General features: G+C 59.1%; 16 protein-coding genes and 1 pseudogene. 6 read left to right on the plus strand and 11 right to left on the minus strand.

The window, feature by feature from the left end:
- Window positions 1-22: 22 nt before the first annotated feature.
- Window positions 23-946 (minus strand): LysR family transcriptional regulator, encoded by a 924-nt coding sequence (locus AC0L3E_RS01945; RefSeq protein WP_473604103.1) that lies wholly within the window; start codon window positions 944-946, stop codon window positions 23-25.
- Between the two features lie 316 nt (window positions 947-1,262).
- On the minus strand, window positions 1,263-2,900 hold the full coding sequence (locus AC0L3E_RS01950; RefSeq protein ID WP_128307968.1) for a sulfatase-like hydrolase/transferase: 1,638 nt from the start codon (window positions 2,898-2,900) through the stop codon (window positions 1,263-1,265).
- Between the two features lie 229 nt (window positions 2,901-3,129).
- Here AC0L3E_RS01950 and AC0L3E_RS01955 point away from each other — a divergent pair, with 229 nt between their 5' ends.
- A complete protein-coding gene (locus AC0L3E_RS01955; protein WP_024502339.1) occupies window positions 3,130-4,134 on the plus strand; it encodes an acyltransferase family protein in 1,005 nt (334 codons plus the stop codon).
- Window positions 4,135-4,475: 341 nt separating this feature from the next.
- Here the strand turns inward: AC0L3E_RS01955 and AC0L3E_RS01960 are convergent, their stop codons facing one another.
- On the minus strand, window positions 4,476-5,153 hold the full coding sequence (locus AC0L3E_RS01960) for an MIP family channel protein (protein ID WP_013530368.1): 678 nt from the start codon (window positions 5,151-5,153) through the stop codon (window positions 4,476-4,478).
- A gap of 182 nt (window positions 5,154-5,335) precedes the next feature.
- On the opposite strand from AC0L3E_RS01960, the gene AC0L3E_RS01965 reads away from it, so the two are divergent.
- From AC0L3E_RS01965 to AC0L3E_RS01985, 5 genes are all read left to right on the plus strand, one after another.
- Window positions 5,336-6,625, plus strand: a complete 1,290-nt coding sequence (locus AC0L3E_RS01965; protein ID WP_127807753.1) for an RsmB/NOP family class I SAM-dependent RNA methyltransferase — start codon at window positions 5,336-5,338, stop codon at window positions 6,623-6,625.
- Window positions 6,626-6,751: 126 nt separating this feature from the next.
- Window positions 6,752-7,210: a PaaI family thioesterase gene (locus tag AC0L3E_RS01970; RefSeq protein ID WP_013530371.1), complete on the plus strand. Its 459-nt coding sequence runs from the start codon at window positions 6,752-6,754 to the stop codon at window positions 7,208-7,210.
- Window positions 7,211-7,351: 141 nt separating this feature from the next.
- Complete coding sequence (locus tag AC0L3E_RS01975) at window positions 7,352-8,020, plus strand: 5'-methylthioadenosine/S-adenosylhomocysteine nucleosidase (RefSeq protein WP_127270410.1); 669 nt, start codon at window positions 7,352-7,354, stop codon at window positions 8,018-8,020.
- 55 nt (window positions 8,021-8,075) lie between these two features.
- Entirely contained in the window at window positions 8,076-9,638 is a 1,563-nt protein-coding gene (gene guaA, locus AC0L3E_RS01980; protein ID WP_023809008.1) for a glutamine-hydrolyzing GMP synthase, read from the plus strand.
- 313 nt (window positions 9,639-9,951) lie between these two features.
- Complete coding sequence (locus AC0L3E_RS01985) at window positions 9,952-11,205, plus strand: tyrosine-type recombinase/integrase (protein ID WP_473604104.1); 1,254 nt, start codon at window positions 9,952-9,954, stop codon at window positions 11,203-11,205.
- Here the strand turns inward: AC0L3E_RS01985 and AC0L3E_RS01990 are convergent.
- The 8 genes and pseudogenes from AC0L3E_RS01990 to AC0L3E_RS02025 form a co-directional block, all read right to left on the minus strand.
- A complete protein-coding gene (locus tag AC0L3E_RS01990) occupies window positions 11,186-11,548 on the minus strand; it encodes a helix-turn-helix transcriptional regulator (RefSeq protein WP_473604105.1) in 363 nt (120 codons plus the stop codon). The genes AC0L3E_RS01985 and AC0L3E_RS01990 overlap by 20 nt on opposite strands.
- Before the next feature lie 855 nt (window positions 11,549-12,403).
- Window positions 12,404-12,610, minus strand: a pseudogene (locus AC0L3E_RS01995) (YggS family pyridoxal phosphate-dependent enzyme); the annotation flags it as partial.
- Between the two features lie 77 nt (window positions 12,611-12,687).
- A complete protein-coding gene (locus AC0L3E_RS02000; protein WP_473604106.1) occupies window positions 12,688-13,221 on the minus strand; it encodes a Ros/MucR family transcriptional regulator in 534 nt (177 codons plus the stop codon).
- A 657-nt stretch (window positions 13,222-13,878) separates the two neighbouring features.
- The gene (locus AC0L3E_RS02005; RefSeq protein WP_473604107.1) at window positions 13,879-15,132 is read right to left on the minus strand and encodes a hypothetical protein; all 1,254 of its coding nucleotides are present in this window, start codon (window positions 15,130-15,132) and stop codon (window positions 13,879-13,881) included.
- Between the two features lie 58 nt (window positions 15,133-15,190).
- A complete protein-coding gene (locus AC0L3E_RS02010; protein WP_473604108.1) occupies window positions 15,191-15,595 on the minus strand; it encodes a DUF6602 domain-containing protein in 405 nt (134 codons plus the stop codon).
- Between the two features lie 24 nt (window positions 15,596-15,619).
- Entirely contained in the window at window positions 15,620-16,507 is an 888-nt protein-coding gene (locus AC0L3E_RS02015; RefSeq protein ID WP_473604109.1) for an SMODS domain-containing nucleotidyltransferase, read from the minus strand.
- A gap of 45 nt (window positions 16,508-16,552) precedes the next feature.
- Window positions 16,553-17,902, minus strand: coding sequence for a ComEC/Rec2 family competence protein (locus AC0L3E_RS02020; protein ID WP_473604110.1), 1,350 nt, complete (start codon window positions 17,900-17,902; stop codon window positions 16,553-16,555).
- Window positions 17,884-19,821: a serine protease gene (locus AC0L3E_RS02025; protein WP_473604111.1), complete on the minus strand. Its 1,938-nt coding sequence runs from the start codon at window positions 19,819-19,821 to the stop codon at window positions 17,884-17,886. Before AC0L3E_RS02025 ends, AC0L3E_RS02020 begins: the two co-directional genes overlap by 19 nt.
- Window positions 19,822-19,973: the final 152 nt, after the last annotated feature.

Here is a 19,973-nt window from a genome sequence, read left to right on the forward strand (position 1 = left end):
ACGATTGCGTGGTGTTCGGCCACTACCCCTCGTGACCGCTGCGAGCGCTCTGTACCACCAGTTTGCGCAGCCATATGTGGGCGGGGTCGCTGCGCATTCGTGGGTGCCAGAACAGGTTCATTGCGAACGGCGAGAGCTCCAAGGGGGCTTCGAACAGATCGAGGACTTGAGCGAAGCGCCTCAGGAATCGCCGGGGCAGGGTGCAGATCAGATCGCTGTTTTCCAGAACGAGCGGGGCCAGTGCGTAGCTCTGGATGGAGACCGTCACATTGCGCGAGCGGCTGATCTCGGCAAGCGCGTCGTCGATCATCCCTGCAAAATGCCCGCCGCTCGTCGAAATGAGCAGATGGTCGAGGGCACAGAATTCGTCCAGGGTGATTGACCCCTTGCCACGCGGATGGCCGTGCCGCTGGGCGGTAACGAATTCTTCTTCGAACAGCTTCTGCCCGATCAGACCACTCGAACCGTCTTCCGCGGCTCCGATGAAGAGATCGATGTCGCCCTGCTCCAGATGCTCGACGATCCTCGGCTTGTTGGGCACCGTAAAGGCGACCTTTGCGTTGGGAGCTTGGGATTTGAACCGCGGAATGAGGTCCGGCGCCAGGATCGCTGCCGGATTGTCCGTTGCGGCAATGCGATAGACACGTTTGCTTGTCGCGGGGTCGAACAGATGAGCAGTATTCACGAAATCGCTCAACCGTTCGAGCAGCCGGGTGAGTTCGGGCTCAAGTGCCAGAGCGTGAGGCGTCGGGATCATTCCCCGTCCGGACGCCGCCGTTGTGAAGAGGGGGTCGTTCAGCAATTGACGCAGCCGCGTCAGGCGGGCCGACAAAGCCGATTGGGTAATGTTCAATCTCGCCGCCGCATGGGTGACGTTCTGGTGCTTCAACAGCGCGTCGAGTGTCAGCAGCAAGCCAATGTCGAAATCCGATAGCCGTTTTGTCAATGGGACCTCGAACCAGCAGGGGGACCTCGAAACAGCAGGCGCTATTCAATCGGTAGCAATCTCTAGCACGGTTCCGGAGACTGAAGGACATGCGGCTCCAGTCAATCCTGCAATGGCTTCGAAGTTCCTTTCCCGCCCGGTCAGGTTACTGAGGTGACGGCAATCGGGACGGCTGGTCCGGGTAGCCTTGACGACAACAAGACCCGCGAGGGGATGATGCCGACGGCTGGATGCACATCGTGGAACGTCCGGTTTCAATACGGGGAGCACTAAGAGGCGAACCGATGTCGAGTGCTCAGCCGGCATGTGCTTCGCATTAGCGAGGTTCAGCCTCGGACGCCGCAGCCGTCCGTGCCGGCTTCAGTTGCCAGAATGATCTGACGAGAACATCGTCGGCATAGATCGCGTCATCGAGTTGGGCCTGCCCAAGCGCTTGGACCATTGTCGGTCGATCCCCGAGCAGCGAGACGCCAAATGCAGCCTTGCCATTCGGGAGCGGCACGCCTAGAGCGTCCAAAATAGTCGGGAATATATCGACCACGCTCGAAAGTCCGGTATATGTGCGGGGGCGAATGCCATCGCCCGACAGGGAGAAAAAGTTGCGTCTTTCAAACCTGTTCAACTGATCCGTCACCGTGCTCGGCGCGCTGAGGTGATCGCTTTGCAGCACCAGAACGGTATTCGCCATCAGCCCTTCTGCCTCGGCTTTGTGAATGAAGTCCGCGATGAGCATGTTCGTGCATTTGACGGCATGGAGAATATTGGGGGTTTGCGGAGAAAGTCCGGTCTTGCCGATGCATTTGTCCGTCAGATAGCCGTCCATCGCGTGCCCACCACTGACGGCGATCGTCAGCGCGAGCGGTTTGCCGTCTCGCTGCGCGCGCCGCAAAATGTCGAAACTCATATCCAGAACCTGGGCGTCGCTGGCGCCAAAAGTGCTGCCAGACCCGGCGACGGCAGCGACGACTTCCGATCCCCCAAAAAGCGATGAGTAGCCATGGGTGGCATAGAATGCCCCCTGACCGGTGAAGCCGAGTGGCCAACCGGAAACGAAGCTCTGCCGATAGCCCCGCGACTTCAGGACGTCGCCCAAGCAGGTCAAGCCTGGCAGGAACTGCGAATTCTCCTCCAGATACTCGCGGGTTGTGAAATACGACATCAGCAGCGGCGTTCCACAATTCGCGGCGACCATGCCCGCGATGGAATTGTTGGTGTAGGCCAGCTGCACCATGTTGGTCGCTGAGAGGCTACGCCTGTCGAACTCGAGCAGCGGACCCATGACATCGCCAAACGTCGCCTCGTTCATGTAGGTGCGTTCGGCGCTCTCGATGAAGATATGTATGAGGTTCTTCGGCACGGCGGTCACGGACGCCCCCGCGGCCGGTTTCGTCAACGAGGTAATATCGACGAAGTGCTTGGACAGGAAATCATGCAGCGGGTTGAGATGGACCGCCGCCGCGATCGGGCGCGTCAGCATCGGGTTTGCCGCCAGGAAGAACGCCATCAGGGCGACGTCTAATCTCCTTGTCAGTGTGCCGCGCGCCTTTAGCGCGCCGAGACCGAGAAGCACGACCAAGATGACCAGTATCGTGTTTCCGGTGTTCATCAAACATTCAAGAACGACGCCGGGGGTAAGAACCCCGGCACCGACATGCATGAACATCGCAGCCCAATCGAAATAGCCGAAAACGCTTTCGAGATAGACATAGACAAGAAACAGGAAGCAGGGGATGAGCGATAGATAGATGCTGAACCACCTGCGTCTTGGCTGATCTGTCTTGGCGCTTTGCTGGTCCAGCAACAGAAGCGCCCACAGAGCGCAAAGGCCAAGGATGACAAGCAGCCTTTTCTCCGAGAGATTGATTAGCGATACGAGCCAGGTGAGCGAGCCCACCGTCGCGGCGCTAACCAATGATGCGATTGGCCTGGAAGAAACCGCAGGAATTCCGCGCATGCCTTGCACTCGAACGGTGATGTCCGAAGTGAATATCGAGAACCATTTAAAACTATACTAAGGAGATGCAGAAAAATTTTCCACATTGAACGATCTGTTAAGTTAGTTAAAGCTAATGTCGTAGGGCGAAAGCAACCTGCTTTTTAGGGTGCCGGACAGCCATAGAAGGCTGGTCCGCCGTGATGTTCTAAGGTAGGATTAAAGTCTTCTTGGCGGGAGTAATGCTTGAGTGATACGAAATCCAGCTTTAGACGGCGTCAGGGCACTCGCCGCGATGCTGGTTGTCGTGCATCACTCCCAGAGCCCATGGATGCCTGGCGGCTTCATCGGCGTTGACATCTTCTTTGTCTTGAGCGGATTTTTGATCACGTCGCTCTTGATGCGAGAGGCCGACAGTACGGGCACCATCGCGATCGGAGCGTTTCTGCTGCGCCGCTCAGTTAGGCTGATGCCGCCCCTTGTTATGTTGCTTGCCGCAGCCCTGATAATCGGGCCGCTATTCTGGCCGGACGTCCCTATTGGGCTGATCGTCGCTATCTCGATTCTGTATCTCGCGGACTATGTAAGTGCGCTCCATGGCGTCATTCCCCTGCTTGGTCACACATGGTCGCTTGCGGTCGAGGAGCATTTCTACCTGATCTGGCCGATGGCGGTGCTGGGGCTGGCAAAGCTCGCCCAAAGGTCAAGGATCAAGGCGCTTGCGATAGCGTTCGTCGTGGCAACGCTTTGGCGGCTGGGCAATGCTTATCACTACACCGAGTTCGAGATGACTGCTTTCCGTTTCGACACTCGGCTCTCTGGTCTGCTGTTGGGCGCATTAGTGTCTGTTTCGGGCATCAGCCTCAAGGGTCGGCACGCCAATATCGTAGGGCTGTCGTCTTTGGGTGCGCTTGTGGTTCTTGCGTTCGTGGCAACACAAGAGCCTGTATCGACCGCCTATCTGCAACCGCTTATCGACATGGCGTCGGCCGGCCTCGTCGTGTCGCTGCTCAACAATGAAACGATGATAGCCCGTGCTTTTGCATGGAGGCCGATCGTCTATATCGGCATCATCTCGTATTCGGTCTATCTATGGCACTATCCGATTTCCAGAGCGGCGTTGATGTACACCAACGACTGGCGCATGGTCCTTGTCGTGACGCTTGTACTTTCGCTTGCGATCGCCGCACTGTCTTGGACCTTCGTCGAAAAGCCGTTTCAGTCATGGCGGCGAAATCGCTTCGCAATGGTCTAATCCGGCTTATCCGTCGCCCTACGCAAATGCGGCTTCAACACCTGAAAATCCGGAGCTTCACTTACGCGATCACGGAAAAGCACATACACGACTGCAACCGAGCATCCGAGCAAGCTCAGCGCCCGTCTACGGTCCCAATCAATCTGCGGCACTCATGCAATGGCCGGTTCAAGAAATGGCAAAGCTGGTCGCAACGTCAGCGATGCTGCACAAAGTTGCCATCTAAGGCCGAGCCTATTTAAGTCGTCATTGGGGAATAGAAGACTTGGCGGTTCCATTATGCCAAGCACGAAGGCGCGGGCCATGGCCCGCGCCTTTTCATATTCAGCCTTCCAAAGAGCTCAGTCCTTCTCGAAGATGCGCGCCTTGGCGACGACACCGGCAATGGCGCCACCGATCAGCGGTGCAACGATGAACAGCCAGAGCTGGCCGATCGCGGCAGTTCCCGAAAACAGTGCCGGACCGATCGAGCGGGCCGGGTTGAGCGACGTGCCGGTCACCGGGATGATGGCGAAGTGCAATCCTGCCAGCGTCAGGCCGATGACCAGTCCGGCGAACGCCGTCGAGTGCTTTTCAGCCGTGACGCCAAGGATCACGGTGACGAAGGTGAAGGTGCCGATCACTTCCCACAGGAATGCCGAGCTGACACCCCATTTCGTCACATCCCAGCCATTGGCGCCGAAGCCGGTGGTGTGTCCGCCAACCTGGCCGGAAACGATGATCCACAACGCCAGCGAAGCAAGGACGCCGCCGATGACCTGCGCGATCCAGTAGGGGATCACGTCCTTGGCCGGCAGCCGGCCGGCAAGGAAGACGCCGAGCGTCACCGCCGGGTTGAGATGCGCGCCCGAAATGGGGCCGATCGCATAGGCCGCCGCGATGAGGCCGATGCCGAACGCCAGACCGATGCCTTCCTGGCCGAGCGGCAGCGCGCCGCCGAAGCCGCCCGTCACCACAGAAGCCGTACCGATGAACACCAATAGAAATGTGCCTAGAACTTCCGCCAGATAAGTCTTCATTGCCCTCTCCTCGTGTCGATCCGCCGGTCCACCTTTTGCGCGCCGCGAATCACAACCGGAAGAGTATTCGCAACCAGAAAAGTTGGAAAGCAGAGCGGTTGTGCAGGCCGACCTGCTTGTGCGCGCCGGTTGCGCGCTCTAGAGCAGGGCCGGAATAATTTTCTGCGTGACGGAACAAGACCATGCGACTGGGCGGACGGCTGGCTGCGGCCATCGAAGTGCTGGAAGACATCGGCCGGCGTCACCGGCCGGTGGCGGACGCGCTGAAGGATTGGGGCCTGTCGCATCGCTTCGCCGGCGGCGGCGACCGTGCGGCGATCGGCAACATCGTCTATGACGCCTTGCGCCACAAGCGTTCCGCCGGCTGGCTGCTGGGGCAGGACACGCCGCGCGCCATCGGCTTCGGCGCGCTGCTGCTCGAATGGCGCCAGACGGCACAATCGCTCAACGAGGCGCTCGATGGCGACAAGTTCGCACCGCCGCTGCTGACCGCCGCCGAGCTTCAGGCCATCGCCGAACGCCGGCTTGACGATGCGCCGGCCGCGGTGCGAGCGGATGTTCCGGACTGGTGCGCGCCGCTTTTCGAGCGAGCCTTTGGCTCGACCTGGGCCGACGAGGGCGCCGCGCTGGCAACGCGCCCGCCGCTCGACCTCAGGGTCAACACCTTGCAGGCCAACCGCGACAAGGTGCTGGCCGAACTGACGGGAACCGGCGCGAAACCCTCGGCAATCGCGCCACACGGCATCCGCATCCCGCCGATCGACGGCGACGGCCGGCACCCGAACGTGCAGGCCGAGCCGGCTTTCCAGAAGGGCTGGTTCGAGGTCCAGGACGAAGGCTCGCAGATCGCGGCCGCCCTTGCCGGGGCCGAAGCCGGCATGCAGGTGCTGGATTTTTGCGCCGGCGCCGGCGGCAAGACGCTGGCACTGTCGGCTTCGATGGAAAATCGCGGCCAGATCTTTGCCCATGATGCCGAAAAAGCACGGCTGGCGCCCATCTTCGACCGCATCCGCCGCTCTGAAAACCGCAATGTCCAGATCGTCACCAAGCCGGCCGAACTCGCGCCGCTCGGCAACCACATGGACATCGTGCTGGTCGACGCGCCTTGCACCGGCAGCGGCACCTGGCGGCGCCGTCCCGATGCCAAATGGCGGCTGACGCAGAGGCAGCTCGATGCACGCAAGGGCGAGCAGTCGGCGATCCTCGATGCGGCCAAAGTCTATGTCAAACCAGGCGGCCTGCTGGTCTACATCACCTGCTCGGTGTTTGATGAGGAAAACGGTGAGCAGATCGCGGCCTTTCGGAACCGTAACAGCGGCTTTGTTTCCGTCGACCACCGCCAGCTCTGGGACAGCCGTTTTCCCGGCCATGAGGCAGCCGCACGTATCGGCGCCAAAGGCGACATCTCGCTGTCGCCGGCGCTCAGCGGCACCGATGGGTTTTATCTCTGTGCGTTACGCAGATCGGCCTGAATCCAATTCCCGACGGATGCGTTGCGCCGGCCGGCAGGCCAGGTCGATTGTGCAGTGCAGCAAAAGCATTTGCCTGCCGTCCATGCCTCTGCAATAAGCTTATCCGCGTAAAGGAAGGCAGCGGCAATGGCAGCAAAGATCGTACCCGCCCCGGACTATGAGGATCGCGTCAGGACCTCCTTCGCGCGTCAGAAGGCGATGGCCACGATCGGCGCCGAACTGACGCTGGTGACGCCCGGTATCATCGAGATCGAGATGCCCTATTCGGCGGCATTGACCCAGCAGCACGGCTTCCTCCATGCCGGTGTCATTTCGACGGCGCTGGACTCGGCCTGCGGCTATGCCGCCTTTTCGCTGATGCCGGAAAATTCCGGCGTGCTGACCATCGAGTTCAAGGTCAACCTCCTGGCGCCGGGCAGGGGCGAGCGCTTCCTGTTCCGCGGCTCGGTGACCAAGCCAGGCCGCACCATCATCGTCGCCGACGGCCAGGCCTACGCCTTTGCCGCCGACGGCGAGGCCAAGCTGATCGCCACCATGACCGGCACCATGATGACGGTGGTTGGCCGTGATGGGATTGAAGGGTGAGTGGCCGGTTCGCCGCAGGCGAATTCATCGTGCCGGTGGCACGATGAAAGGCCACGAACGCCGGGAGCTGCCGGAGGCAGCGGGTCCCGGCGAGCGGCGGTGCAGATAAGCAGATGATCGGGCGGAGAGGAATAAATCATCATGGCCGATAAAATCTCCCGCCTGTCGGGCAAGGACGTCCTCTTCGTTATGGCGGCGCAGGCCGAATACGGCCCGCACCTCAAGCAGCTGTTCACGCCGCTGATGACCGGTGTCGGTCCGGTCGAGGCCGGCGTCAGGCTGGGTGCTGAACTCTCCTGGCTGAAATCGCAAAAAGCACTGCCGGATCTCGTTGTTTCGCTCGGTTCAGCCGGCAGTCGGACGCTGCAGCAGACGGAAATCTACCAGGCGGTTTCGGTCAGCTACCGTGACATCGACGCTTCGCCGCTCGGCTTCGAGAAGGGCGCCACCCCCTTCCTCGACCTGCCGGTAACCGTGCCATTGCCCTTCAAGATACCGGACATCAAGCAGGCGACCCTGTCGACCGGCGGCGCGATCATCACTGGCGCGGCGTATGATGCTGTTAGCGCCGACATGGTCGACATGGAGACCTTCGCCTGCCTGCGCGCCTGCCAGCTGTTCGACATTCCGCTGATCGGTCTGCGCGGCATTTCCGACGGGGCGGCGGATCTCAGGCATGTCGGCGACTGGACCGAATATCTTGAAGTCATCGACGAGAAGCTGGCGGACGCCGTCATGCGGCTCGAACGGGCGATCGGCGACGGCGCCCTTCGGACGGAACCACCCCATGAAGATGCCGGACCAGCCTGAAAGTCGGGCTACGCAACCCATTGCGTCGACTCGTTTCTTTCTCTAAACGCTCGCCATGAAAACAGCCAATCATCCCGACACCGTCCTGATTGTCGATTTCGGCAGCCAGTTCACCCAGCTCATCGCCCGCCGCATCCGCGAGGCCGGCGTGTTTTCCGAGATCGTGCCGTTCCAGTCGGCCGAAGCGGCATTCAAGCGCATCAATCCGAAAGCCGTGATCCTCTCCGGCGGCCCGGCTTCTACCGGCGATATCGGCAGCCCGCGCGCGCCGCAGATCGTCTTCGATTCCGGCGTGCCGGTGCTCGGCATCTGCTACGGCCAGATGGCCATGTGCGTGCAGATGGGCGGCGTCGCCGAAAGCTCCGACCATCGCGAGTTCGGCCGCGCCTTCGTCGAGATACAAAAGGACAGCCCGCTGTTCGAGGGCCTGTGGGCGCCCGGCCAGCGCCATCAGGTGTGGATGAGCCATGGCGATCGCGTCATCTCCTTGCCCAAGGGCTTCGAAGTGTTCGGCAAGTCCGAGGGCTCGCCCTTCGCCATCTTCGGCAACATCGAGCGCAAGATGTACGGCATCATGTTCCATCCCGAGGTGGTGCATACGCCCGACGGCGCCCGGCTGCTCAGGAATTTCGTCCACAACATCGCCGGCATCGAGGGCGACTGGACCATGCGCGCCTACCGCGAGCACGCGGTCGAGACGATCCGCAAGCAGGTTGGCAAGGGCAAGGTCATCTGCGCGCTGTCGGGCGGCGTCGATTCTTCCGTTGCGGCGCTGTTGATCCACGAAGCGGTCGGCGACCAGCTGACCTGCATCCTTGTCGACCACGGCCTGATGCGCAAGGACGAGGCCGCGGGCGTGGTGGCGATGTTCCGCGAGCATTACAATTTGCCGCTCATTCTGGTGAACGCTTCGGACCGTTTCATCGACGCCCTCGAGGGCGAGTCGGACCCGGAAAAAAAACGCAAGACCATCGGCCGGCTGTTCATCGAGGTGTTCGAGGAAGAGGCCAAGAAACTCGGCGGCGCCGAATTCCTGGCGCAGGGCACGCTCTATCCCGACGTCATTGAAAGCGTCTCCTTCACCGGCGGCCCGTCGGTGACGATCAAGTCGCACCACAATGTCGGCGGCCTGCCCGCGCGCATGAACATGCAGCTGGTCGAGCCGCTGCGCGAACTGTTCAAGGACGAGGTGAGGGCGCTCGGCAAGGAGCTCGGCCTGCCCGAAAGCTTTATCGGCCGCCATCCATTCCCCGGCCCAGGCCTCGCCATCCGCTGCCCAGGCGGGATCACCCGCGAAAAGCTGGAGATCCTGCGCGAGGCCGACGCCATCTATCTCGACGAGATACGCAAAGCCGGCCTCTACGACGCCATCTGGCAGGCCTTTGCCGTGCTGCTGCCGGTGCAGACGGTCGGCGTGATGGGCGACGGCCGCACCTATGAGTTCGTCTGCGCGTTGCGTGCCGTCACCTCGGTCGACGGCATGACAGCGGATTTCTACCACTACGACATGGCCTTCCTCGGCGCCGCCGCCACCCGCATCATCAACGAAGTCCGCGGCATCAACCGTGTCGTCTACGACGTGACGTCGAAGCCGCCGGGAACAATCGAGTGGGAATAAAGGTCGGTCTTTCGCCAGCATTCGGCGACTATCGAACAAACTTCATTAAACGTCTGAATCTTATCTGCTTTTCTCGCTACGTCTATCGCTGACTATCGCCCCTAAGCGGAATCATTTGACGGTATACCTGACGGCATTCCTTTTCGCGTCATCTTCGCTGCAGACTGATGCCGTCAGTGCGCCGGACTCAAGCATGTTGGCATATTTCGGGGTAAGGCATTGAGTTCAGTGGGCTGTCCCAGAGCCTTGACGGTAAAACGAATGACGGTAAATTAGGCATTTCACAATCCTAGGCGCCCGTCCGTCTCCTCCTATGCTCACAGACATCGCACTTAAGAATCTGAAATCAAAAGAGAAAATATACAAAGTCACTGATCGTGACGGTATGTACGCGACCGTGGCTCCCACAGGGCAGATATCGTTCCGATACGACTACCGAGTGAATGGTCGGCGAGAGACAGTGACGCTTGGCCGCTATGGTGAGGGAGGCATCTCGCTAGCAGAGGCGCGTGACCGCTGTCTTGCCGCACGAAAAATGGTGGCAGCCGGAAAATCGCCAGCCCAGGAAAAGCAGCGTGACAAGAGGCGCCTGTCTGAGACGAGCACGTTCGGCGATGCCGGCAGAAGATGGTTTAAAGAGGCGAAGATGGCGGACAGCACGCGCTCCATGCGCAAAGCCGTCTTCGATCGAGACATCTTGCCAATTTGGGACAAAAGGCTCCTCACAGAAATAACATCGGACGATTTGCGGGCGCTGTGCGCAAAGGTGCGGGACCGTGGCGCACCAGCAACCGCCATTCATGTCCGGGATATTGTTAAGCAGGTCTATGGCTATGCCATTCTGCACGGCGAGAAGATCGCCAATCCGGCAGACGAGGTCGGGCCATCTTCGATAGCCACCTTCGAAGCGAAAGACCGGGGGTTGTCACCCGTAGAAATTCGAATCATGCTGAAAGAGTTGGAGAATGTGCCGACTTTGCCGACTATTCGGCTGGGCCTAAAGCTGATCCTGCTCACGATGGTTCGGAAGAGTGAGCTTCTGGACGCGACGTGGGATGAGGTCGACTTCGAGAACGCGGTATGGAGCATTCCCAAAGGGCGAATGAAGCGGAAGAAGCCACATAACGTCTACCTGTCCCGCCAGTCCCTCGACATCATGATTGCGCTCAAGACTTGCGCTGCGAACTCTCGATACGTGCTTCCATCTCGATATGACGCCGACGAACCCATGTCGCGCGCGACCTTCAATCGGATTACGATGGCGATCGTGGACCGCGCAAAACAACAAAATCTGCCGCTTGCTCCGTTTACGGTGCACGATCTACGGCGGACCGGCTCCACGCTCCTAAACGAGATCGGATTCAATCGCGACTGGATCGAAAAATGCCTTGCACACGAGGACAGTCGCTCCTCCCGCGGCGTTTATAACAAGGCTGAATACGAACCGCAGCGGCGCCACATGCTGCAGGAATGGGCCGACATGATTGAGGCGTGGGCAGCTGGCAATAAACACGCACCCACACTGCAGCCGATTTCCGGGGCAGCCGTCATCCTCGATCCGATTTGACCGGCCTCGTTTTCCGCGACCGCACGTCTGGTGCCGGGGCCAGTTCGATCGAACCAGCAAAGGACGCGTTCCGCCGTTCCTGAATCCAGGCTTCGACTTCTCCTAGGTCCCAAACGACGCAGCGGGGGGTCAGATTGAACCGTCGGGGGAACTCGCCTCGCTGTTCCATTTCAAAAATGGTCGTGTCCGATAGCGGGACGATTTCTCGCAATTGCGATCGGCGAACAGTTCGCACGACCTGTCGCGCCTCAATGTGCGGTAGAACCGGAAGGGGGCGATCCGCTGGCGCGGCCTCTAGGCAGCTTTCGCGTTGAGTTTGCTTCTGCCGTTTGACCATTTGCATACCGAAGGGCTCCTTCGGGCCAATGATCGCGCATCTGCTCCAATCTGAGTATAGCTCTCAATTACGACCACATCGTCTCCTTTTGACCAACCGGCGAGCTTTGCGATGGTCGGCAAGCCTAGGTCTTGCTCACGAGCACACCGACTTCGCGACTGCGTCTCGAAGGCCTTCTGCCTCTTGGGCTGTTTGGACCTGTCCTCTTCGCTCACGGTTAACCCTTTGCATGGCTCCACGTCGGGTGAATTCATGTAGTCCCGGAATCCAGGTCCTCATCGCTCGGATTCTCGGCTTGCCGAATGAACGTGATCGTCTCGGCGAAGTGCGCGCGTGACGGTCCCGATGATCGGGCCGACGTTGCTCATCTCATACTGCCTCGCCGTGTTCGAGGACGGGATGGAGGACCGGGCCATCCATTGGGTCTTGGATCACGCGCTCGTAGAGCTGGGCCAGGTTCACCTGAAATATCCGAGGGACTTGCTCACGTAGGACGGCCATGGCGCTCGCCAGCTCCAGAGCGGAAACCAGAATCGTTCCAGCAGAGTGCGGCGACATCCATCACGGTGATTGATCGGACGGCGAACACGCCCTGGACATCGGCGGCGTGCTGTGGCCCGATGGAATTCGAGACCAGCTTGCCCTGATCCTCAATGCAGGTCGTACCATAGGTGCGCGGCGGCCATGTCGAAATCCGCCCAAGTGACTATAAGCTTGCGCGGGACGCTCAGAAAGTCGCTTGCGTCGCACGATTGCGTGGGCTGGCAGACCGCGGGAAGCGACCTCAGCCGCGATCAGCCGGCTGACCCGTTTCCCTGACGCGTAGGTAATCGAAAGAGCAGACAGGCCGTTTGCGAAAAATCATGGTTCAATTCCTCGATCGGTGGGGGCGACACCCGGCCAGTAGTGGCCGTCAGGCGTCGGCCGCTTGCCGAAGATGGCCTGACCAACGCGCACGACAGTGGCGCCTTCCTCTATGGCTTCCTCGAAGTCTCCGGTCATGCCCATGGATAGCCCGGTCAGCGCGGCGTTATGCTTCACGGCTTTGTCCCGCAGCCGGCGCAACAGAAACCATCCGGGGTAAAAGCCTGGCAAGGATTCACCATGATCGGGCGCGCTATATCCCTGCACCTCAGCTCAGTACGCTACGCTTTGACGGATTTCTTGCGCGCTGTCTTCATCGACGACTTGAGTGCCGTTGGGATTGTTGCGGCAGCAGCCGCCCGAGCAGGTCGTTTCGATTTTGCTGCCGGTGTAGGTTTGGGCACCACTGCCTTGCGCCCGAGTCCTATTGATTTCGCCATGGCCGAGCGGGTGGCCGAGTAGCTCGGCGCCACCATCGGATAGTCGGTCGGCAGATTCCACTTCTGTCGGTATTCGTCAGGGCTCAAATTGTAGTGGACTCCGATATGGCGCTTCAGGGACTTAAACTTTTTTCCGTCTTCCAGGCAGATAATGTAGTCCGTCGTCACCGACCTCCTGATTGACACTGCGGGTTCCTGCTTGACCACCGGGTCAGTCGATGGCGTGCCGACCCCTTGAAGCGTAGCATAAATATCGCCGATCAGCTTCGGCAACTCACCGACCGGCAGCGGATTGTTCGACACATAGGCGGAGACTATATCGGCGGCAATCGATACGAGGTCGCTACGGTCTTCCTGATCGCGGGAAACGGTCATGGGCTCTCCTCTTGTTTTCTGGACATACTATACAATTGTGCTTGTTTACCCGCAGGCATAATATTTGCAATCCCCAAGACCTCGCTGACACAATCCCAACGCGGCAAGATCGTTTGAGGAAGGCGAAGACCTTCCCTTCGCTTCCGCGCCATCTGCTCCTTATGTCCAACACCTCGCCATGGAAGGCGATCGACAAGCACATCGGCGCGTACGTCGGCACCGGGCCACTCAAGGGGCGCAGGCAATGACACCTATGTGTTCAAAAAGGGTGATTTCAACGACTATGGGCCGGACATCCGCGGCAGCAGAATTCAGCGCCGCGCAAGCCCTGGGGGGTTCGGCCAGCGGAACAGTCAACTCATGGGTCGGCGGCTACCGCTGGGACACCAACACCAACAGCATACTGAAAGCGACCGATGGCGTTTCTTCCGCTCAGCATTGCTTGGCGCTCTGCAAAGGCGATAGTTCCGTCATCGTTATTGACAAGATTAGGATGCAGTAAAGGCCTTGCCGGGCAACGTGGATAGCCTCGTTTTGTCTGCCTTGGTGTCCTAAGCAGCTTCGCAGGCTAGACTACCTCCCGAGGTGAGACGTTCACGCCTGTTCCTTGGAGCAGAAGAATCGGAAGCAGTGCTAGATCCAGGACGCGATGCATTGCTATAGGGCTCGATGCGCAACGGGACGCCTGCTGAGACCGGCTTTCGCGTCCCATGTAGCGTCATGCGTTACCATGGCCGCATCACGGCGGAGCATGGCAAAGCCGTCCGGTGACAGCAGAAACGGTGGCAGTTTTTTACTAGCCGCCCGCACAAGAGCTTGAATGGGCAGGCCGGTGAGGAAGGATTGATTGGCGAGCTGTTGAAGAAAAGCCTCCGCCGAGGCGAGGGCGATCGCGAAGACCCAGCCATGGAGGTAGCTCTCAAGTGAGCTGATTTCGTGATAAACCGGCGTACGTCCGACGAGGAATTCGTTGCCGCCACATTGCACCTGCAAAAATTCCTGCTGGCGATATTCAAGGGGAAGTCTCCCAAGAGCGACATCGACCGTCTCGACGACAGCGGGGGCATTCGCCAGCAAGAAAACGGCTCGATAATTGCCGAGCCTCAATGCCGCAGTTGTTGGATTGAGTGAGGGTGAGCCGGCAGGTCCAGTAGAGGAGCCGGTCGTTCCTCCGCCGCTGGTGCTTGGCCCTCCAGGTAGTGATCCGCCAGACGAGCGATCCGTCTCTGCCACGGCGAGAAAGGCACCTGCACCAATTGCTGGCGATATTGCGACCGCAGGCCCAGGCAGCGCGGCAAAAGCAACTGCATAACCATGTTCAATCAATCCAATCGATGCACCGCCGCCAGGCGCGGGCGGTCGTGTGAAGACGTACGGGTCGACTTGCCGGCGATAGGCATTTCGCGCGCGCGTGTTGGCCCCGCTCTGTGCGGCTGCGCTAGAGATAGAGCCCTTTGCCTCCGCAAGAACGAGGGTGCCAGTGGCACCTTCATAGACATAGTCTGCCAACGGTTTTGAAGAACTGACAAGCTGTTCCGCCAACTCTCTCCAGACAAAGCCCAGCATGTCCATGGTCTGGTCGGTGATCCCCGCTCCGACCCTGCCGGAAAGCGCCGTTCGCTCAGCGTCAGCAAGGTCCGCCACCTCGTCGAGGAAAGCGATGACTGAGGTCGCGTCGTCAACGAGAAACTCCAGAAGTGCTTGGCTGCTGGCAACAACAGCTGCAACCAGGGAAGCGGATGAGCGTGAGAGGGCAGAACAACGTGCGATGCTTTTGAAGAGGTCAGCTGGAGCGATACTGACACGCCCCAGGCTCGGCGGGCCAAAACTTCCGACAACGGTATTGGAGGGCGGCTCGACGTGGCCTACAGGCTTTAAGTTCTTGACGGAGGTGGTCCAAGGACTGCTCATCTTGCCTTCACTCCTATCTGCCCGTGATTTCCCAAAAACCTATTGCTCGGGAGATGAATCACAACGAGATTCCGCATCGATGAAATCGCATTCTTGTTCTTAACTTTTCCTGGGCGTATCCGACCAGCTGTGCATCAACAGTCTGCTTTGCCTCGAAAGCGGCGTATACGCTCTCGGCCGGGATGATGGTCTGGTTCTCGTAGGTGAAAATAAAGGGCGAATACTGTCTGTCGAATATCACCACGTCGATCTGCTGGCTGAAGTTGCCTAGGCTGTCGACCACATGCGCTTTGGCCGCCTGATAGCGCTTGGGCAGATATGTCTCGAGTAGACTCATCCAGACGTTTTCGCTGGCGTCCCCCATGGTGCCAGGATGCTCGAACGATCGCCGGACCCTGGAAAGACGCTGCTGAATGTCGTCATGAAGGGAGGAGAGGAGGGTTGACAGGGACCATTCCATCATCAAGCAGTCTCCCTGTGTTGCTGCTCAGGCGGAGTAGCCCAAGCCGAACCTTGGGCCCAGAACGCGACGCCAAAGACGCATGGCAAGACGTTCGTCGTCAATCTCCTGGGCCAAACGTGCGGTACGCGCGTGCTCACTCGCCAGGCCCATAAAGTCTCTCCAGTCAGCAAGCGACACTTTGGACAAAATGTTGTTGCCGGGCACTGCCGGATCGTCAAGCGTTGGCCTTTCATCCAGGTTGTCCCCGTACTCTTCCTCAATGTTCTCGAGAAACTGGGCGAACGCTTCACCATAATGACTTTCGTCGCAAGGAGCTTGCTCGGCGGCTAGGATTTCCAGGGCGAAGCCTTTCGGGCGGCTGCAGCCAAAGTTCACCCGCCGCCACCATTTGATAAGCTTCACGAGTGGCTTGAATCTGTTCCCGAATTCTTCATTCATGCCCGCGCTCCAGCCGTTATGGAAAAGCGGATTTGTTTGCGTCCATTCCTGACTTAGCCGGTCTGGTATGCTGAACCCGTTGCCAACGCTTCTAAGGGGGACCACGTCGACGTCGATAAGCGGCGTTCGCACACGAACGGATCGCCTGTTCGTTCTTTCGACGTCAAAATCGTGTTTGAGAACGCGCGCTAAGTTGCTCAAAATTTGTCGAGCATCGGCTCTAAAACCGTATCTGAGCTCGACATACACATCGACATCCGGCCTGAACTTCTCTCCATCCACAGAGCTCGGGCGGATTGCAGTGTGGCGCGAATAGCTTCCTGCAAGGAAATCGAATTTCAAGCGCTCAGAAAACACGGGATGAGCCCTCAGATAATCCCGTATAGAATAATGCGCCTCAGAGGCCGCATCCTTGATGCCTTGCTTAGGCTCGATGTCTCTGAGGAGTTCCTCAAAGCGCGCGTTTGGCACCATGACTGCCCCTCCGTGTTATTGGCCCGCGCTAGGCAAGCTCAGTCGTCACTCGAAGATCACGTCAACAAATCCCTTGCTCTCCCGTATCCGTTCGAAATCGGTTCGTAGGGGCTGAGCCTCGCCAAACCAGTCCCGCTCATAGGTCTCGAAGTTTGCGGGGTTTTGGGGTTTGAAGCGCTTCAGTTCGTTCTTGTATGCGCGGGTGCCGCCGACCCGTCGCGCGATTTCGGTCAACAACAACATCCGCGGGATGGTCGGATACTTGCCGCGTTCAGTCGACACGACAGCCCTGGCGCTAGGCTGCTCTCCGTCGCGCGGCACCGGAAGGATCGCGTCAAGTATGTCAACCGCTTCCGTCCGTTTGTTCTTGCCCATGCCCCATGGGGTGCTGTTCTCGCTGCCGTGATGACCGATCTTGAGGAAATCGACGGGCTTGCCGAGAAGTTTCTTGCGCTCGTTCCACATCACGTTCCATGAGCCATTCATCTTGCCAGGTTTGAAGTCGCCGTGCCATTCGGCGTCGCCGACGAAGAGCAGCCGCTTCTTGTTCCATTCAATAAGCAGCACCACGCTCGAATTGTTCTTCAGCTTCCCGTCCAGTTCGGCGAAGGCCAGTGCGGACGACTGCATACGCGCGCGTAGCGCGCGGAAAGCGGCTGGGCTGATGTTTTGAGGGTAGGGTACACTCTCCGGCTTTGTGGAAGCCGCTTTGGCGCTCACATCCCCATCATCCGCATCAAAAGCGGCAGCGCCGATCACACCCTTCAAGGCTCGCTGCGCGCTTGCGCCCAGATAGAAGCGGTCGAAGTCCTCTTCCGGGCCAAGGACATGAATCTTCGCCTTGAAGAGCTTGATGCCGTGCGTTTCATTCGTTTCGCCGGCTTGCACATAGGTTGGCCGCCGGCCGTTCAGAAGTGTCTTGCGCAGCGTGTTCATGGCGCCTGCGTTGTTGATCTGGAAGACAGACAAAAGTTCGCTGAGCCTGGGGCTGAGATTTGGGCCAAGGGCTGCGGCCCTCTCCATGGCCTTCACGGCAACGGCGCGCAGCTTCCGCGTCTTCTTGGCCTGTCGATGATCCGGGTTCATGGCGCAATTCATCCAGACCGCGCCAACATCGATATTCTCAAACAGCCTGGGATCGAACCCGGCAATGTGGTCTTTGTGCTCATGCGTCACAACCACCAGATCAAGACGCTTCCTGCCATTCGCCGTTGCCGGCAGCTCCGTGTGGAGCTGCTTCATCGCCGCGGCGAGGAGCTTTTCCTCGCTCCAGGTGCCGCAGTCGATCAGCATATGGAATGCGTCTTCGACCTTTTCGGTTTTTCCGGGTATTCGGACATAGATGCAGTCGCCCAGGCCAACATCGTAGAGGCGGATCAGGAGCTGGTTTGCCATCTCACCTCTCCTTGCCCGGCGTCATCCTCGTCGTGGATATGAAAGTGCGGTGAAAGCTCAAAGTGGACGGACCCGTCGACTTCACGAGCGATCAGGGGAGGCGCTAGCTTGCCGACAATCCCGTCCGGTCCAGCGAGCTCCTCACCGACCATGCCTTCTTCAATGCGCCGGGCGAGTGCATCCAAGTATTGCCGCCTTCGCTCCTCACCGGCGTCCTGCTCTGCCAACGCTTCCTTCTCGGTTTCGAAAAGATCCTTGCCCCTGGCGCGCTTTTCCTTGGCCGCGATCGCAGTCGCCGAAGGTTCGCTACCGGCCTTGCGCGTCCAGTAGAGCATGCTGCGATTGACATCGAACACCAAGGTTCCGCCGCAGAGCAGACTCGTTGTCTTCCCGTTGAATGTGCCAAAGCGGCTGCCATCGAGCACCAGTTCCTCACGCCACAGATATTGAAGAATGATCTGCTTTGGCTGGAAGAGGCCCATCCCAATCATCTTGTCAGCAGCGAACACCTCATCCACGATAATGTCGACGCGGTCCGGGATGAAAAGCTTGTCGCGGTTGTCGTCGAGATATCGGTAGGCCTCGGCACGCGAACTTCCGATCAACTCGGCATCGTGGGCAATTGCACCCGGCATGCGATCGTACAATGGAGCGGGCTCGAGCAGCTTGCTGGTTTCGTCAGCGGCCATGATCTCCCGCTTGACGAAGATGTCAGCGATCATAGCTCGGTAATTATGAGGGTCTGTAGGGTCTGCTATCGCCAAATTGCGCAAAACAGCCCGCGCATAATCGTTGAACGTCACCTCCACTGGCGGCAGGAGGTCGAGCGCCTGGATTGCTATGACTTGCATTCGTGCCGCGGCATATTGCAGCGATTGAGCCGGGCTGTGCGTTTTTCCGCTAGTCCGCTTCCTCTTTAGGTACTGTTCGGTCAGGGCCACGAAGATATCGAACATTGCCCCGGTCATAACCTGAGAAAGATCGTGTGGCTCGATCTTGTCCTTGAAGTCGCTCAAGGTATGCGGGTTCGCCGCGCTGCGGAGATAAGGCTGGTCCGAAACCGCATTGCCGAATTCGGTGGCTACGGCCGCGAGCAGCTCTTGTCCAGATTTGGTTCTTAGATCGCCCTCAGTCCTTCTTGCGAGTTCCCTTCGAAACGAATTGTTGCGCAGGGTCATCAGGATTGCGGTGAGGTCGCCCAGGAATTCGTGGAAGGCTGCGGTCTGCGGCGACACCGCTTCGAGATAGTATGGCCTGATGCCATCTAGAAGTGCGTGCCCGAGCTCGTGATTGACGATGTCGCTCGAAAGGCACGTATAAATGCGATGTCCTTTGGCATTGTCAAAATAGTAAAACTGCAGGGACTTGCTCTGGCGGTCATAGTAGGCGTTTGCTCCGTAGCCGGCATTCGGGGCAACGAGGAGCCGCGTTCCTTCGAACGCCCAAGAGATGCGCCGGCCAAGGCCTGCCGGACTCTCGAAGAAATCAAGCGTATTCTGCAGAATTGCCCAGGTGCTTACCTGCCGGAAGTGAGCGGTGTCCTTTAGCGACCGATCAATTTTTTTTCGTCCGCCAGGATCGAAAAATGCTTTCTCGTCGCGCCGCCACTTAGCCGGTTGTTCCAGCCTGTTTGCCGTGCTGTCGTAGTCCACCACAGCAAACCGTGCGCTTGTCGGACCATCACCGATGCGAGGCTCCCACGGCACATAGAAGTCGTCGTCAATCTCCAGGCCTGGATTGTTTTCCGCGACCAAAGGATCCTTGTAGTAGGTATCAAATCGGACCTTCAGACCGAGCTTTCTCTGTGTGCCCCCATCCAAAAACCGGCGTGACGCATATGCATCGCGAGTCTCCTCAGCGGAAAGATTTACCTGCGCCTCGGCTTTGGATCTTCTAGCGGGAATGATCGTTTTCGCCATGCAGCCCCCCATATCGCCAGTCTTGCCTTTGGCAACTGCTCAAGCTCGCATCCAACGAATCTGTCTCCGCGCAATCCAATCTATCCGAACCAGTCGGCGATGAAGATCGCATCTGGACCCAGCTGACCTTTCGCCCAGGAGACAGAGAAAAT

It is taken from the genome of Mesorhizobium sp. WSM4822 (assembly GCF_055811155.1).

Excerpts from the sequence above, each read along its gene's own strand:
- AC0L3E_RS01950 (WP_128307968.1), bottom strand. The coding sequence starts at position 2,900 with ATGCGCGGAATTCCTGCGGTTTCTTCCAGGCCAATCGCATCATTGGTT.
- AC0L3E_RS01960 (WP_013530368.1), bottom strand. The coding sequence starts at position 5,153 with ATGAAGACTTATCTGGCGGAAGTTCTAGGCACATTTCTATTGGTGTTC.
- AC0L3E_RS01965 (WP_127807753.1), top strand. The coding sequence starts at position 5,336 with ATGCGACTGGGCGGACGGCTGGCTGCGGCCATCGAAGTGCTGGAAGAC.
- AC0L3E_RS01970 (WP_013530371.1), top strand. The coding sequence starts at position 6,752 with ATGGCAGCAAAGATCGTACCCGCCCCGGACTATGAGGATCGCGTCAGG.
- AC0L3E_RS01975 (WP_127270410.1), top strand. The coding sequence starts at position 7,352 with ATGGCCGATAAAATCTCCCGCCTGTCGGGCAAGGACGTCCTCTTCGTT.
- guaA (WP_023809008.1), top strand. The coding sequence starts at position 8,076 with ATGAAAACAGCCAATCATCCCGACACCGTCCTGATTGTCGATTTCGGC.
- AC0L3E_RS01985 (WP_473604104.1), top strand. The coding sequence starts at position 9,952 with ATGCTCACAGACATCGCACTTAAGAATCTGAAATCAAAAGAGAAAATA.
- AC0L3E_RS01990 (WP_473604105.1), bottom strand. The coding sequence starts at position 11,548 with ATGCAAATGGTCAAACGGCAGAAGCAAACTCAACGCGAAAGCTGCCTA.
- AC0L3E_RS02000 (WP_473604106.1), bottom strand. The coding sequence starts at position 13,221 with ATGACCGTTTCCCGCGATCAGGAAGACCGTAGCGACCTCGTATCGATT.
- AC0L3E_RS02005 (WP_473604107.1), bottom strand. The coding sequence starts at position 15,132 with ATGAGCAGTCCTTGGACCACCTCCGTCAAGAACTTAAAGCCTGTAGGC.
- AC0L3E_RS02010 (WP_473604108.1), bottom strand. The coding sequence starts at position 15,595 with ATGATGGAATGGTCCCTGTCAACCCTCCTCTCCTCCCTTCATGACGAC.
- AC0L3E_RS02015 (WP_473604109.1), bottom strand. The coding sequence starts at position 16,507 with ATGGTGCCAAACGCGCGCTTTGAGGAACTCCTCAGAGACATCGAGCCT.
- AC0L3E_RS02020 (WP_473604110.1), bottom strand. The coding sequence starts at position 17,902 with ATGGCAAACCAGCTCCTGATCCGCCTCTACGATGTTGGCCTGGGCGAC.
- AC0L3E_RS02025 (WP_473604111.1), bottom strand. The coding sequence starts at position 19,821 with ATGGCGAAAACGATCATTCCCGCTAGAAGATCCAAAGCCGAGGCGCAG.